At 45.8% G+C, this 16,355-nt stretch carries 11 protein-coding genes; 1 reads left to right on the top strand and 10 read right to left on the bottom strand.

From position 1 onward, the window contains the following. Window positions 1-16: 16 nt before the first annotated feature. Window positions 17-574 carry a hypothetical protein gene (locus LIN78_RS01410; RefSeq protein ID WP_227177733.1) on the bottom strand — a complete coding sequence of 186 codons (558 nt, stop codon included), beginning with the start codon at window positions 572-574 and terminating at the stop codon, window positions 17-19. A 5-nt stretch (window positions 575-579) separates the two neighbouring features. Next, a complete protein-coding gene (locus LIN78_RS01405; RefSeq protein WP_227177731.1) occupies window positions 580-1,404 on the bottom strand; it encodes a dienelactone hydrolase family protein in 825 nt (274 codons plus the stop codon). A 288-nt stretch (window positions 1,405-1,692) separates the two neighbouring features. On the opposite strand from LIN78_RS01405, the gene LIN78_RS01400 reads away from it, so the two are divergent. Next, window positions 1,693-1,845 carry a DUF3563 family protein gene (locus tag LIN78_RS01400; RefSeq protein ID WP_227177729.1) on the top strand — a complete coding sequence of 51 codons (153 nt, stop codon included), beginning with the start codon at window positions 1,693-1,695 and terminating at the stop codon, window positions 1,843-1,845. 160 nt (window positions 1,846-2,005) lie between these two features. Here LIN78_RS01400 and LIN78_RS01395 read toward each other — a convergent pair whose 3' ends face one another. The 8 genes from LIN78_RS01395 to LIN78_RS01360 form a co-directional block, all read right to left on the bottom strand. Beyond that, a complete protein-coding gene (locus LIN78_RS01395; protein ID WP_227177727.1) occupies window positions 2,006-3,349 on the bottom strand; it encodes a tetratricopeptide repeat protein in 1,344 nt (447 codons plus the stop codon). A gap of 110 nt (window positions 3,350-3,459) precedes the next feature. After that, window positions 3,460-6,519, bottom strand: coding sequence for an EAL domain-containing protein (locus LIN78_RS01390; RefSeq protein ID WP_227177725.1), 3,060 nt, complete (start codon window positions 6,517-6,519; stop codon window positions 3,460-3,462). A 280-nt stretch (window positions 6,520-6,799) separates the two neighbouring features. Next, window positions 6,800-7,555: a uroporphyrinogen-III C-methyltransferase gene (gene cobA, locus LIN78_RS01385; RefSeq protein ID WP_227177723.1), complete on the bottom strand. Its 756-nt coding sequence runs from the start codon at window positions 7,553-7,555 to the stop codon at window positions 6,800-6,802. 20 nt (window positions 7,556-7,575) lie between these two features. Continuing rightward, window positions 7,576-10,293 (bottom strand): nitrate reductase, encoded by a 2,718-nt coding sequence (locus LIN78_RS01380; protein WP_227177720.1) that lies wholly within the window; start codon window positions 10,291-10,293, stop codon window positions 7,576-7,578. A 21-nt stretch (window positions 10,294-10,314) separates the two neighbouring features. Continuing rightward, a complete protein-coding gene (gene nirD / locus LIN78_RS01375; protein WP_227177718.1) occupies window positions 10,315-10,638 on the bottom strand; it encodes a nitrite reductase small subunit NirD in 324 nt (107 codons plus the stop codon). A gap of 77 nt (window positions 10,639-10,715) precedes the next feature. Next, window positions 10,716-13,154: a nitrite reductase large subunit NirB gene (gene nirB, locus LIN78_RS01370; RefSeq protein ID WP_227177716.1), complete on the bottom strand. Its 2,439-nt coding sequence runs from the start codon at window positions 13,152-13,154 to the stop codon at window positions 10,716-10,718. Between the two features lie 34 nt (window positions 13,155-13,188). Continuing rightward, complete coding sequence (locus tag LIN78_RS01365) at window positions 13,189-14,856, bottom strand: bifunctional protein-serine/threonine kinase/phosphatase (protein WP_227177714.1); 1,668 nt, start codon at window positions 14,854-14,856, stop codon at window positions 13,189-13,191. 4 nt (window positions 14,857-14,860) lie between these two features. After that, window positions 14,861-16,072: a nitrate/nitrite transporter gene (locus tag LIN78_RS01360; protein WP_227177711.1), complete on the bottom strand. Its 1,212-nt coding sequence runs from the start codon at window positions 16,070-16,072 to the stop codon at window positions 14,861-14,863. Window positions 16,073-16,355: the final 283 nt, after the last annotated feature.

Genomic DNA, 16,355 nt, shown 5'->3' with positions numbered 1-16,355 from the left:
CAACGCGCCATGTTGCTTAACCTTCCCAACCAATCCGATGGGATAGGCATTCTTTTGTTTGCATCGGTTCTCTAAACACCGCTTCACGCTGATCAAAAGCGATGCCAGCACCCAACGCCTCTTTCATTACGGCTAATTTTGCTTTTAAATGTAGCTGGTGATTAGCTAAGGCAGATTGGATTTCTAAAATGGCCTTATGCCGATCTAGATTATCTAGCCAATAATGCTCCGCTCTTAGCGCTGCACTTCGGATATCAGGTGGGCAACTCGCATCACCCGCATGCTGGATGATCCAAGCTAATAACTCATTTTCAATTGCGTCTGATGGCACGCAATACATTTGTATGGCTAAGCGATCAAAAAATGACACTGGTTGAATGGCAAAATCGGCTAAGGCTTTACTTAATAGCGGACCATTAAAATGGCCATGCTCATTTAGTGTGATTTGCAGATGCTTTAATAATGGCGCGTTCGCTTCATTTACTTTAAGGTATGCCGCTAACCATTCAGAAAAAACGGCCTCTGTAACTAGGCCGTCTCTCCACATCTCGATCATATATTCATAAGCTTGCATTCGCCTTATGCCGCTCCATGTGCTTTTAGCCATGCCAAGCATCGTGTCCAACCGTCTTTTGCTGCACTTTCTAAATAACTTGGACGATAGTCTGCATGGAAAGCATGGCCGGCATCTGGATAAATCACAAACTCGGAACCACTCTTTCCTTCTTTTAATAAGCCTTGCATTTGTTCAACGGTATCTAATGGAATACCAGTGTCTTTCCCACCATAAAGCCCTAGCACTGGAACGGTGAGTTGCGCTGCAATGTCTACTGGCTGCTTAGGGTTAAGCTCGCTAATTTGCCCAACTAGTTTGCCATACCATGCCACACCCGCTTTTACTTTTGGGTTGTGTGCACTATAAAGCCAAGTAATACGACCACCCCAGCAGAAACCAGTAATCGCCAAGCGGTTGCTGTCGCCGCCATTTGCTTGCGCCCATTCCACGCAGACATCCAAATCTCGCATCACTTGATTATCTGGCACCTTAGTAATCACAGTGCTCATCAGCGTTGGAATGTCGCTAATGGTTTTGACATCGCCCTGACGGATAAACAGCTCAGGCGCAAGGGCTAGATAGCCTTGCTTCGCAAAGCGTCTTGCAACGTCTGCAATGTGCTCATGCACACCAAAGATTTCTGATGTCACTAAGATAATTGGCAAATTCGATTTACCAGCTGGCTTAGCGACATATACAGGCAATGAAAAACCATCCACTGAAATATTTGTCCACGCAGCATCTAAACCATCAGAAGGCGTCGTCACTAAGCTAGCGGCTGAAATTGGGGTAACGGCTGCGGCAAAGCCTGTCACCGCGGTGGCGGCAATAAAATCGCGTCGATTCATTATTTAAACTCCCTTTGGCGTAACAACTAACGGCTCGAAGACATACATCTTTTTCATTGTTAATTATGACTCGTGTATGCCAATGTGGTTCAGGTCTTTTTGTAAAAAAGGATGTCAAAACAGCATTTATAAAAAGAAATTTCAGTTTTCAATTATTCAGCGCTCAACAACTCAACCAAGTGTTACATTTACCCAACAAACTATTAGCCTGCAAAATATATATTGACTAAAAATCGCTGTAGTAAAATAATTGATGCAACGCACAACAAACAAGGCAAGGAGCCAATCATGTTACAAGTAATCGCATTTATTAACTGGATCTTAAAATCTGATGAAGTTTCTGAAAGAGAAGCGCGTGATGCTTATCTAGCAAAGGCTGAAGACATTTATGAACTAGAATATCGCATGAAAAAATGGGATAGCCAGTACAGCAATTTCTAAGCAATACCCACTGTTGTCAACATCATCTTCCAACTTGATGATGCATAATATTTAAGCAATATATAATGTAGTAGAGTTACACCAAAGAGAAGATCGGGCACCGATGGCCCTGTATTGAGAAGACGAGGGACTGATGAAGAATCAGCCCCTTTTTGTCTTTTTAGGGTATCGAAAAGAGTTTATTTCTTAATACCTGTATCACCCCTTCCCAATCTCCCACGCTTGATTGTCGAATTAGATGCATCTGTTGATACCAGGGCGTGCTTTCTCGCCCTAACAACCACCGCCAATCGGTTTTATAAGCAGGTAGCATCAAGTACGTCTGCTTTCCCATTGCCCCAGCCAAATGTGCCGCAGCCGTATCGACAGACACAACCACATCTAATCCCACCATTTGATTAGCCATATCCAAGAAATCATGAATCATGGGATAGTCAATATCCAACCCTAACGCGTGAAAGCATTGTTTCTCTTCTTCACGGACATCATGCTGTAGACAGCACCATGTGACATTTTTAAGCTCGGCAAGTTGTTTCATTTGCTGAAAATCATGAATCGAACGGAAGCGATCATTTTCAAATAATGGGTTACCACGCCATGCTAAGCCTACTTTTCGCTTTTCATTCTTTTTCAGTGGTGCATGTGGGATAGCTTGTTTAGAGGCAATGGGAAATAGATAGGGACGATTTAAATTGGGAGTATCCGGCAATATATTGAAATGCTTTGCTAGGCTAATTGCAGGCACCCAGTAGTCCCAACCTTCTTTCGGTACGGGTAATGAAAGATCTAGGATGTTAGAAGATGGAAAGCAAATACGGAATAATGTCACTAATGCTGGATGACATAAGATATCGATTTGCTTAACGCCAAGCGCATCTGCTTGCTGTATAAACCGAATGAATTGAATTAGATCGCCATGCCCAGCTTCTGGCACAATCAGTAAACGTTTCCCCTCTAGTGAGCATTGCTGCCATTTAGGAAATGTAAAATGCTGTTCAAACGGCTTATACCAGTCTCTTGCTTCTAATAAGGGCCATCCTTTTTCCCACGCCCCCATTTGCAAATATAAATACCCTAAGTTGTATTCTGCAGCAGATGGTGATGGGGAAAGCTTAATTGCTTTACTTAAGGCTTCTTCTGCTTTTTGAGATTGCCCTGAGTATTGATAAGCAGCCCCTAAATGTGTCCATGCCAAGGCAGAATCTGGCGTGTGCTGAATCGCTGAAAGATAGGCCGTAGTAGCTTCTGCCGTGTTTGCCTCTTGAAGATAAATACGACCCAGATTAATCCATAACTCAGCGGATGATTGTAATTTAAGCGCGGCAAGATAAGCCGCCTTTGCTAGTGTTAGATCATTGAGTTGTTCTGCTACCCATGCTAACTCTACCTGCAGGCTAATTTCATTGGGGAAAAACAGGATCAGTTTTTGCAAAGCCGCTGAAGCTTGTGTCCAAGCCTCTTCTTTCACAAATTGCTGTGCCTGTTGAATTAACTGGTTAATCACGGGCTATCTACACATCAAATACAAGAAATGTAGATAGCTTAGCGAAGCAAAAAGAAACTGACTGCGGTTTTACCTAGATTAACAACTAACATGAAATGTAGCGGTGTTGCTTAGCTAAACATCATGTAGCGTTGATTCCAATCTTGACACCACTCGGCAACCATTTCAGTTGGCATTGGTTTTGCGATGCCATAGCCTTGAGCAAGGTGACAACCCATTCTCTCTAGTAAATTACCATGAGCGACGGTTTCTACCCCTTCTGCGATCACCTCTTTATGGAAAACAGAAGCGAGCTGAATAACTCCTTCGACAATCCGCATATCATCGGGATCTGTTAGCATATCGCGAACGAAGCTTTGGTCGATTTTTAGAATATCTACGGGCAGACGACGTAGGTAAGACAATGACGAGTAGCCGGTGCCAAAATCATCTAGCGCAAATCGAACGCCCAATCGACGACAATCTCCAACAACAACAATTGCTTGTTCCATATCTTCAATCGCAGCTGATTCTAGAATTTCAAGCTCCAAACGTTGGGGGAGGATATCTCCATATTGGGTAAGTAGGCTCATTAGTTTGTCGTGAAACCCGGGGTAGAGTAAGTGTCTTGCACTAATATTGACACTCACTTGTAAATCTAGCCCGATTAAGCGCCAACTAGCCATTTGATTGACAGCGGTTTTTAACACCCAATTACCAAACGTCACCTCTAAATCATGTCCTTGAATGTGCGGCAAAAATTCAGCGGGACTTATAATCCCTTTTAGTGGATGGCGCCAACGAATTAATGCTTCCATGCCAATAATCGCTTTTGATTGAAGGTTTACTTTTGGCTGGTAAAACAACTCAAACTCTTCATTATTTAGCGCTTCTAACATTTGCTGCTGAATGAGTTTTTGCGCTTGGGCCTTGCGGTCGCTTTCTGGATCAAACAATTGGTAGCGATTCTTACCTGCCTCTTTTGCCATAAACATGGCTTGGTCGGCATGCCTTAGTAAAGTGTCCGGATCGACATTATCTTCAGGATATAGACTCACGCCAATGCTTGCTGTAATAGTTAATACTAAATCACCGATAATCACGGGTTGCGCAATGGCTGATTGAATGCGTTCTAGCATCCAGGCACATTCTTTTTGCGAGCTAATATCAGAGAGCACTAGCACAAACTCATCGCCACCCAAACGTGCCAGCGTATCATTTGCACGTAATACCTTATTTAGATTGGCAGTGACACCAACAAGTAAATGATCACCAACTTGGTTGCCATAACATTCGTTAATTTGTCGGAAGTCATCTAAATCCAAGAAACAAACCGCGCATGTATGCCCTTGTTTTGCTGATCGTAAGACAGAGTCGGTAAAACGATCAGATAACAGTTGGCGGTTTGGCACACCCGTTAATTTATCGTATTTTGCCACCCGCTCGAGTTCTTCTTCATGCATTTTCCGTTCTGAAATATCAATGAAGAAACCCACGTAGTTTTTAATCTTTCCTTCTTCGTCTTTGACCACAGAAATGGAAAGTAACTCTGGATAAATCTCTCCAGATTTACGGCGGTTCCATAGTTCACCGCGCCAGAACCCATTTTTTTTAAGAGACTCCCAAAGTTCTCGGTAGAAAAGTGCATTTTGGCGGCCGGAGGCTAGCAGCTTTGGCTTTTGACCGATGACCTCGCCTGGTTGATAACCCGTAATACGTGTAAAAGCTTGGTTTACTTTGGTAATGATGCGATCTTGGTTCGTTACCAAAATACCTTCATGGCTACTATCAAAGACGACTGCTACTTCTCTTAAGGCTTGTTCTGCGGCTTTTCGCTGCGTAATGTCGGCATTTGTACCTGACATTAATAGCGGTTTGCCTAGTTCATCAAACTCTACGACCTTGCCTCTTGTGACTATCCAGAGCCACGAATCATCCACTTTTCTGATTCGATACTCAGTTAATACCCCTTGAGAGTAGCCATTAAGATGATCTGAAAAAGCCTTCTTAACCATGGATGCATCATCTGGATGGATAAGGTCTAACCACATTTGTTGATCAATCACTAAGGCATTGGGAGTATAACCAAGCATGGCCATCCAGCGGGTGCTAACTTCAATTTCGCCACTCTGTATATTCCACTCCCAGTAGCCTTGCTCTGAGCCGTCAATCACCCGAGATAAACGTTGCTCGCGTTCTTGCAATAATTTTTCTGCCGCTTTTTCTTTTGTGACATCTCTACAAATGCCAAATAAGCCGGTCACATTCCCCTGATCATCTTTTAAAGGGCCAATCACAGATGAAAAATGAGCCATGTTGCCACTAAGCGTGCGTACGATTTCTTCTTTTAAGATTACCTGTCCTAGGGCATACATTTCTGCATCATTCCGGCCCATTCTGGCAGCGGTATCTTGATCAAATATTTCAAAATCGAACTTGCCAATAATATCGGCGGAGGGTTTTCCAATCGTTGTTGCTGCAGCCTGATTCACCAGCGCATACTTACCTTCCTTATTCTTCACTAGGATGGCGTCTTTTGAACCCGCAACGATTGATTCTAAAATGTGACGATTAATTTCAAGCCTTTTAAGAGCTTCACGAAGCAAGCCCGTTAAGGCACTAATCGCCGTGCCATTGACTAATAAAAAGGCAATTTGGAGGCTGTATTGTGGAGGTAACTCTGAAGGTTTCATGTGCATGAGCATTGGCACAATGAGCAATCCAACAGCAACGGATGTAGATGCTATCCCCGGTCCAAAGCCACCAAAAATGGCCGCTAGAATAATGGGAAGCATATAGAGAATCAGCATTGGATGACTATGCACATCCCCGGGCAACAAAAGCCGAACCCAATACATAATGAGGGTTAGCAAGATAGATAAGGCGTAGACACGAAAACGTGATAGATAGGTCGGTGTGACTGCGTTGAGTAAAAGCGCTTGCCAGCCCCGTGTTTCATCTGAAATGCCTGCGGCAGTCCCCGTATTGGGCACAGCCCTTAAAGCAAGATAAAAAGAGGCAGCAGAAACGACAACAAAAAAGATGCCTTTTACGGTCGAAAATTGCATCAATGATTGAGGATCAGTAAACACGAGTAACACAGCATCGGATAATAAAATCCAGCCAAGCGCCAAGACTAGATAACTAGTAATGACTAAATAAATAAATCGGTCTCTGACCTGTTGCTTCATCTGCGCGTTCCTGTTGATCCTATGCCAGAATTTCGTGAATAAGAATTGTTTCCTAAAAAAAGGACAACTAATGTGACTTAGATAAATGCAAAGACCTACTACGCAAGCTCGATAAATCACAAGCGATTAGTCTATCAGGTCGATCTGCTTTGATGATTAGTGTTATTACTATTTTTGATGTTTAAATTTTGTTATAGATCAAAGCTTGATGATTTGAACAAAAAAATAGCGGGGAGAACCCCGCTAAAGACAACGATGTGGGCAACATCGTATTGGGAAATTACATAGCCGCTTGGTGAAGGGTTTCCATTTCTGCAAAGCTTGCATTCACCAGCCCCATTGCTTCGCCGACTAAAATGATCGCAGGCCCAGGAAAACCAGTTTCTTGAATTAACTGGGGTAAGTTAGAAATAGAACTAACCAGTTGCTGTTGTTTGGCGGTGCTCACAGATGAAACGGCCACAGCCGGCGTATCTTTTGGTAAGTGTTGGCTGAGTTCTGCACAAATACTGGCTACACGCTGTAAGCCCATATAAATAGCCAAGGTACAGCCAGACCTAGCCAATGCCTGCCAATCTGGTTCGCTATCGTCTTGTAAATGTGCGGTGATGAAGGTCACGCCATTTGCCATGCCACGCTGTGTAAGCGATGTATTTAAGCTAGCAGAAGCAGCCAAGGCAGATGAAATGCCATTAATCACGCTAACGGCAATGCCCTCGACTTGAAGATATTGGATCTCTTCACCGGCACGACCAAAAATCATCGGGTCGCCGCCTTTGACACGTGCGACTTGTTTACCTTGCTTTGCATAGCGGCGCATGAGTCGCAAAATAAAAGGCTGTGGTGTAGAACGGCAACCACCGCGCTTACCCACTTTGATGACTTTCGCCTGTGGTGCGAACTGGATGATTTCTGGATTCACTAAATCATCTAACATCACAATATCTGCTTTCGCGAGGGCTTTGACTGCTTTTAGCGTTAGTAAGTCTAAATCACCAGGACCAGCACCAATTAATACGACGGAACCTTGATTCATTTTTTGTCCTTTACGTGAAGTCAAACCACAACAGGTGTAGCTGGCTGAGTCAAAAACATGCGTTTAATTTCTGGCACACAAGAGCCACATTGCGTACCGCACTTCAATTCTTTTTGCAGCGTTTGGAAATCTGCACCACCTTCAATAGCCGCTTTGATTGCAGTGTCTGTTACACCAACGCAATTACAAATGGTCTTAGAGACAGTTAAAGCGCCATTTGGCGGAGTAGCGCGAGGCGCAAATGCTTGCAATCTTGGCCAACTCCATCCCCCGCCTTGTTTCACACACTCGCCTAACCAACCGGCTGCTTTGGTTTCCCCCGCAAGGCGGAAGCCTGTCAGCTGGCTATTTTCCCAACGTCCACGTTTATAAATTTGCTTTGCCTGGTCAACATAGTCTTGCGTTGCTTCTGATGCCTCTAATGACAAGGCGGCATCTAACGCTTCGATGAACCCTTCTGGCGCTTTTTCATCAGCAAACTGCACCAGCACTGCAGGCGTTTCACGGCCAATGAGTGTAACGGTGGCAAACTTTACTTTTTTTAGTAAAGGCCCAAGGTTATCGAGATAGATTTCTGTTGGCCCCATTCTGGCAGCAACACATTGCCATGGTAGATCCACAACTTCCACACGAACGGCTGCGTGCTTTAATTCTGGCTGAAAGGAAATAGGATCCACTTTGGCTGTTGTTAAGCGATTTACCCCTGCTTCGCTCCAAAAGCGAGTATTCCAGTGCATAGGGATAAATATTGAGCCTGAAGCCAGTTCATCAGATGCTTCAACCGGCAAAAGAATCGCACCACGCGTATTGGATACTTTTAATAACTGGCCAGCTTTAATACCACGGCGTTCCATATCGCTTGGATTCATGCTAACAGCGGCGGATGCAACGTGTTCCAGCAATTGGCTAACACGCCCCGTCCTACTCATTCCGTGCCATTGATCACGCAAACGGCCAGTTAGCAGGTGAAATGGGAAACGGGCGCTAGTTTTGTCTGCGGTACCCAAGTGTCTTACTGCATGGAATTTGGCTTTACCGTCTGCAGTTTCAAATTGACCGTCGGTATATCTTCTGGCCAGTCCTTCTGTCGCCCCTTTAGGGAATGGCCACAGTTGCGGGCCTTTTGCTTCCAAAATTTCGTATGAAAGACCAGAGATATCAAGATCTCTACCTTCGGTAGTCAGGCAATGTTCAGCAAAGATTGCTTCTGTGTTTTCATATTCAAAGCGACCAGTGGAAAGCGGGCTAAGTCTAGCTTCTAGGCGTTTGGCAAATTGAGTGGCAATCCACCAATCTCCTTTAGTTTCTCCTGGTGCCGCAATGGCTGGACGTACACGAGAAATGCGTCGCTCTGAATTAGTAACCGATCCTTCTTTTTCTCCCCAGCTGGTGGCTGGCAATAACAAATCAGCAAATGGTGCAGTATCGGTAGTCGTAAAGGCTTCTTGTAGAACAACAAACTCAGCATTCTTTAGGGCGGCTTCGACTAACTGTTGATCAGGCATAGAGTGAACCGGGTTGGTACAGGCAATCCAAACCGCTTTGACCTTGCCGGATTTCACCGCATCAAATAAACCAACTGCAGAAAGCCCTGGTTGGGAAGGAATAACATCAGATGCCCAGAACTTGGCCATCTCTGCACGGTGCTCGGGATTTTGTAAATCACGATGCGCTGCCAGCATCGTTGCCATACCGCCAACCTCCCGCCCGCCCATCGCGTTTGGTTGGCCAGTTAAGGAGAATGGGCCTGCGCCTGGTCGTCCAATTTGAGCAGTCGCCAAATGTAGGTTGATTAAGGCAAGATTTTTATCTGTGCCTTGAACAGACTGATTTAACCCCATGCAGTACAAAGAAGTGACATTTTTTGATTCGCCAAACCACTTCGCGGCAAGAATTAAATCTTGTTCGGCAATGCCACAAATATCCGCTACCAGCTTTGGTGTGTAGTCGCGAACCAATGCTTTTACGTCGTCAAAACCGGTGGTGCTAGCATCGATATACCGACGATCTGCGTAACCATCCCATAACAGTAGATGCAGCATACCGTTAAACAGTGCCACATCCGTACCTGGGTTAATCGCAAGGTGCAAATCGGCCATTGCGGCAGTGTCGGTACGTCTTGGGTCAATCACAATCCAGCGTTTTTCTGGATGGGCTTGTTTTGCGGCTTCGATACGGCGGAAAAGCACTGGGTGCGCGTAAGCCATATTGCTACCGGCAATAATGAGCAAATCGGCTAATTCCAGGTCTTCGTAGTTGCCTGGAGGAGCATCGGCACCAAAGGCTTTTTTATAGCCCATCACCGCACTCGACATACAGAGACGAGAATTGGTATCGATATTCGCTGTACCAATTAAGCCTTTAGCCAATTTATTGAAGACGTAATAGTCTTCGGTCAGCAATTGACCAGACAAGTAAAAAGCAACGCTGTCAGGACCGTGTGCTTCGATAATATCGGCAAAACGATTTACCGCGGTATCTAGCGCAACATCCCAGCTAACGCGCTGGCGAGCTTCGTCGCGAGAGGCTCGAAGCGCTGGGTAAAGCGCACGACCATCATTGGCCATGGTTAATGGCAGCGTGCGGCCTTTGGTACATAACCTGCCAAGGTTAGCAGGATGAGACGCATCTCCCTCTACACTGATGATTTTCTCACCATCCGAACGGATCACCATGCCGCAACCCACACCGCAGTAGCAACAGGTTGAACGGGTTTCAAATTCTGTGCGTTGATTCATACGACTCACCCCAGCAAACGCTTAACGAGACAAAGGAGACTTCAAGTACACCATGCCACCCTCTACTTTTAGAGGGTGCTTACCGGTACAACCTTCGTCTGGCTTACATGCTTCACCTGTTTCTAACTGGATATGCCAGTTATGAAGTGGGCAGGCAACGTTTTCGCCATACACAATGCCTTGAGACAACGGGCCGCCTTTATGCGGGCATTTGTCTGTTAAGGCAAAGACTTTATCGTTCTCTGTTCTAAACACTGCAATATCGTCATGACCATTGATTTGCACCACGCGTGCGCCCAACACCGGGATTTCTGTTACCAAACAAATTTTGAACCATTCGCTCATTTTTTTACTCCTTCCCTCTATCGAATCAGATAGAGGGTTGTATGCTTATTTTGGTGAAATTGCTTTTCAATACTTGCTTAGGCAGGCATTGGGATAATCGGGGTATATTCTTCCTTACGTGCCCCTTCAATCCGCGCTTTCCAAGGATCTTGCAAACCGTCTAGTGCGAATAACAACCGGTCGTACAGGGCTTTACGGTTTTCGCTATCGTCCACCACGCGTTCTTTGATGTAGTCCATGCCCACGCGATGTAGATAGTGAACCGTGCGGTCTAGATAGAATGCCTCTTCACGGTAAAGCTGCAAGAAAGCACCGCTAAACTCTTTCACCTCTTCTGCAGTTTTTACTTTGCACAAGAATTGCGCCACTTCGGTTTTGATACCGCCGTTACCGCCAATGTAAAGCTCCCAGCCAGAATCCACCGCAATCACACCAACGTCTTTAATACCCGCTTCTGCACAGTTACGTGGGCAACCAGATACCGCCAGTTTCACCTTGTGAGGGCTCCACATATTGGCCAACATGGTTTCGAGATCGATCCCCATTTGCGTACTGTTTTGGGTACCAAAACGGCAGAATTCAGACCCCACACATGTTTTAACGGTACGGATAGATTTACCGTAAGCATGGCCTGAATTCATACCCAGATCTTTCCAAACGCTTACTAGATCTTCTTTTTTCACACCTAGTAAATCGATACGCTGACCACCAGTCACTTTCACCATTGGGATATGGTATTTATCTGCCACATCTGCAATTTTGCGCAGTTCAGAAGGATTGGTTACCCCACCCTTCATTTGAGGGATCACCGAGAAAGTGCCATCTTTTTGGATGTTGGCGTGCGCACGTTCATTAATGAAACGAGATTGCGGATCATCCACCGCCTCTTTTGGCCAAGTGGAAATGAGGTAGTAGTTCAGCGCTGGACGGCAAGTGCTACAACCGTTTGATGTTCTCCATCCCATGGCTTTCATTGCCGATGGAATGGTAATCAGATGCTGATCACGAATCGCTTGGCGGACTTCTGCATGAGAATGATCTGTACAGCCGCAAACTGCTTTGGTTTTTGGTGTTTCTTGGAAATCAGAACCCAAAGTGTTCATTAGGATTTGCTCAACTAAGCCGGAGCAAGAACCGCATGAGCTAGCTGCTTTGGTGTTTTTCTTCACATCATCCAGCGTGAACAGACCTTTTTCTTTGATCGCCTTCACAATGGTGCCTTTGCAAACGCCATTACAGCCGCAAACTTCATCGCTATCTTGCATGGCCATCGCACGGTTTTGCCCTTGGTGACCGGTATCACCTAGATTGCTTTGCTCACCAAACATCAAATGATCACGAATATCGGCAATTTCACGGCCTTCACGCAGTAGCTTGAAGTACCAGCTACCATCCGCTGTATCGCCATATAGGCAAGCACCGACTAGTTTTTCATTTTGAATGACTAGGCGCTTATAAACACCGGCAGCAGGATCAGACAAGATGATGTCTTCCGTGCCTTCCCCACCAGAGAAATTACCAGCAGAGAATAGATCAATACCGGTGACTTTTAGCTTGGTAGACAGCACCGAACCTTGATACGCCGCTTCGCCAATCCCTGATAGATGGTTCGCAGCTACTTTTGCCATTTCATACAGCGGTGCAACCAAACCATAAGCAATACCACGGTGGTTTGCGCATTCACCAATCGCGAAAATGGCTGGGTCAGATGTACGAAGTGCATCATCGACTTTCACGCCACGATCACACTCAAGACCTGCTTTGGCTGCTAATTCGAAGTTAGGGCGAATACCCACCGCCATCACCACTAACTGCGCTGGAATTTCTTCGCCAGACGCTAGTTGAAGCGCTTTCACACGGCCAGATTCATCACCAATTAGCGCCTGAGTTTGTGCACCAAGACGGAAATTAAGGCCACGATCGACTAATGATGCTTCTAGTAATTTACCGGCAGTTTTATCTAGCTGACGCTCTAGAAGCCAATCGCCTAGGTGAATAACGGTAACGTTCATGCCGCGAAGTTTTAGGCCGTTTGCTGCTTCCAACCCAAGCAGGCCGCCACCAATCACGACAGCATCCTTGTATTTAGTTGCTGCATCAATCATCTCGTGCGTATCTTTGATATCACGATAGCTAATCACGCCTGCTAGTTCTTTTCCTGGCACAGGCAAGATAAATGGATTAGAACCCGTAGCAAGAATCAGATAATCATAGTCAGCAACCGTACCATCAGACGCGATCACGCGCTTATTCTCACGGTCGATATCTGTCACTGTCTTGTTCATGTGTAGCGTAATACCGTTTTCTTCATACCAAGACACTTCATTTAAAATGATTTGTTCAATGGTTTGTTCACCAGCCAACACAGGGGAAAGCAAAATGCGGTTGTAGTTTGGGTGGGGTTCGCTACCAAATACAGTGACTTCAAATTGGTTTGGCGCTAAAGCAAATAACTCTTCAAGGGTTCTCACCCCCGCCATCCCGTTACCAACTAGTACCAGTTTAGATTTGCTCATCTCGGTTCCTTTGACTCTGTTCTAACTACGGCAATTACTGCAAAAACAAGGTGTATAAAAGCAAGAGGTTCAGTAAAAGTGATCCCAATGCGATGGACTGCCAAACTCTTAATGGTTGTCGCTGCATAAGCGGCAACCGTTTTGGCATCAGAGAAAGGCTTTCACCTCTTTCTAATGCAATGACAAATTCTTCTGCGGTTTCGAAACGTCTTTCTGGGGTGGTTGCCACCGCTTTTAGCAACACACTTTCTAACCATGCAGGTGTATCTGGACGGTATCGCGCTGGTGACACTGGCTCTCCAAACACTGGCTTTTGAAACGGTTCAATTTCGCCATATGGGTAATGGTGAGTTAATAACCAGTAAAGCGTTACACCGGCTGCGTACAAATCAGACTGTGCGGTAGCTAATTCACCAGCCAATAACTCTGGCGCCATAAAACTAGGGGTCCCCGGCATATTGTCAGGGCGATCTTCCGTCACACCAGGGCAACACGCCGCACCAAAATCGAGCAACCGTAAACGCTTATCTACGCCCCAATGCAGATTCTCTGGTTTGACATCGCGATGCAAAATATTGCGACGATGCAAGATACCAAGCGCCTTCCCCATCCGGATCCCTTGTTGGATCACATCAGGAATACTCCAGCCCTGCTGGTTTTCAGGAGATTCCGCCAAGGAGCTCCCCTGATACTCTTTCATCAACAAATACAAGTGACGACGTTCAGTTCTTACGCACAACTCAGGGAAGTAATGGCTTCCCAAACGCCGTAGAATCCATTCTTCTGTCAGCAACGCACGTTCTGCTTGCACATCACCAGCAGAAATGGGAGGCAAGGTTTTCATCAACCAAGGCTGACCCGTTTCGTCTTCTACGCGGTACAACAGGCAGTTACGCGATTCACGCCACAGTGATTTCACTGTCAGGCCATCAATTTTTTCACCCGCATTCAATCGTGCAGGGACAGGTAAACCACCTAAGCCAACCAACTCATCACCAAGAGATCTAGCCGGTAAGCCTTCTACATCCACCACAATCGCAGAAACGTTGTCGGTAGACCCCATCTGCAAGGCGTTACGCACTAGCGATTGGGCAGCCCCTTTCGCATCGGGAAAGTGGCTTAAGATTTCTTGCATGCGAGCATCGCCTAACGGCTCCCATACCCCATCGCAAACCAATACGTAGCGATCACCAACTAACAACTCTGACTCAACAAAATCAGGAATAACTTGAGAGTCCAATCCCAGTGCACGCTTTAACACATGCTGTAAACCTGGCTGATCCCAACTGTGATCCACCGATAACTGGGTAATCGCACCATTACGGATACGGTAACAACGGGTGTCTCCCAAGTTCACAACGGTCAACCGTTGTCCTCTTAAGATGACACCGCACAAAGTGGTCATCAGTGGTTTGATAGGAGACATTCTTAAGCGCTGGTTTTGCGCATTAATTAGTCTCTCTAGCGCTGGCACTACATCTAAAGTGTCTGGCAACGCGTAGTAATCAGCGGCCATTTGTCTCACTGTACTGGTTGCAGCTTCTGCACCATCGGCACAATCACTGACACCATCAGCAAGCAAGACAAGAACACCTTTATCTTTTGGTAGTGGCGCCTCAGGCTCCACTACCATCCAGGCATCTTCGTTGCGGTCTTTTAAACCCGCACGACTTTCAGCAAACCACTGGATGACCGGTAGCATGGTCTTAGACCTTAGCAGTAGTCACTGCTGCAGAACCCCATGTGGTTCTCCAACGTTGTTTCACGCTGCTTAATCCAATCCAGGCAATTAGTCCCAAACTTGCGAATAACCACAAACCAACCGAGTAACCACCAGTTGCTTGCTTCACCGCGCCTAGGCCTGCAGCCAACAAGAAGCCACCCACACCGCCTGCCATACCAATCAGGCCAGTCATCACACCAATGTCTTTGCGGAAACGTTGAGGAACAAGTTGGAAAACAGAACCGTTACCCATGCCTAGGAACAACATCGCTAGTACGAACAAGGTCACAGCGGTACCTGCGCCACCAAAACCAAAACCAGCGGCAGCAATTAAAAGAGAAGCAGCGGTATAAACAATCAGTAGCGCTTTCACACCACCAATGCGGTCTGCTAATGTGCCACCTAAAGGACGCATCACAGAACCAGCAAACACACAAGCAGCGGTATATAAGCCGGCAGTTTTCGGATCGAAACCAAATTGGTCGTGGAAGTAAGCAGGCAAGCCACTAGCGAAACCAGAGAAACCACCGAAAGTAATCAGATAGAAGAACATGAACCACCATGAATCTTTGTCACCAAGTACTTTTAGGTAGTCATTCAGGGTTTTCTTCGGTGCTTCACCAGGCGCATCCTTCGCAAACACCATATAAAGCACAAAGGTAATTGCCAACGGAATCACCGCAAAACCAAACACATTGCCCCAGCCAGCCAACATTGCCAAAGCAGGTGCAAACAGCGCCGCCAATACCGTGCCAGAGTTACCCGCACCAGCAATACCCATTGCAGTGCCTTGGTGTTCAGCAGGATACCAGCGAGATGCTAGCGGCAATGCAACTGCAAAAGACGCGCCTGCTACACCTAGAAACACCCCTAAAATCAAAGCCTGTTGAAGGGAGTGAATACCTAGAATCCAAGCACCTAGTAACGCAGCAATCACAATGACTTGGCCTACGGCACCCGCCATTTTTGGCTTGATTCGGTCAACCAAAACACCCATAAATAAGCGTAGGACAGCACCCGCCAAAATCGGTGTTGCCACCATCAAACCACGCTGCTGTGGGTTTAGATGAAGATCTGCAGCAATTTGAAGCTGTAATGGACCTAGTAGATACCAAACCATAAAGCTTAAATCGAAATATAGAAAAGCCATCAGTAAGGTGGGTGTATGTCCAGCCTGCCAGAATCTTTTATCCATGTTCGTCCATCCTTTAGTTGAAACTGCACGAAAAAGAAGCCAAATAAAAAAGGCGTCCATTCGCTTCAGTTCTCTCCTCCTGAAACAAATGGACGCCTTTGTCCTTATTGTCTTAATTGATCTTCATTGATCAATCAGACTTTCAAATTCAAATTGTTGCCGTCGTTGGCGCTAACAAACTTCTCTCGAAGTCGTCAGTACTTTTACTTAAGCATTAACTGTGCCAGCTTTTATAAAAACACCTAACTTATTGAATTAATTAACTTTTATACAAAACACTCAG

Source organism: Leeia speluncae (genome assembly GCF_020564625.1).
Lineage (GTDB): Bacteria > Pseudomonadota > Gammaproteobacteria > Burkholderiales > Leeiaceae > Leeia > Leeia speluncae.
Note: the sequence above shows the minus strand (reverse complement) of the source record. Positions and strands in the feature narration are given on the sequence as shown.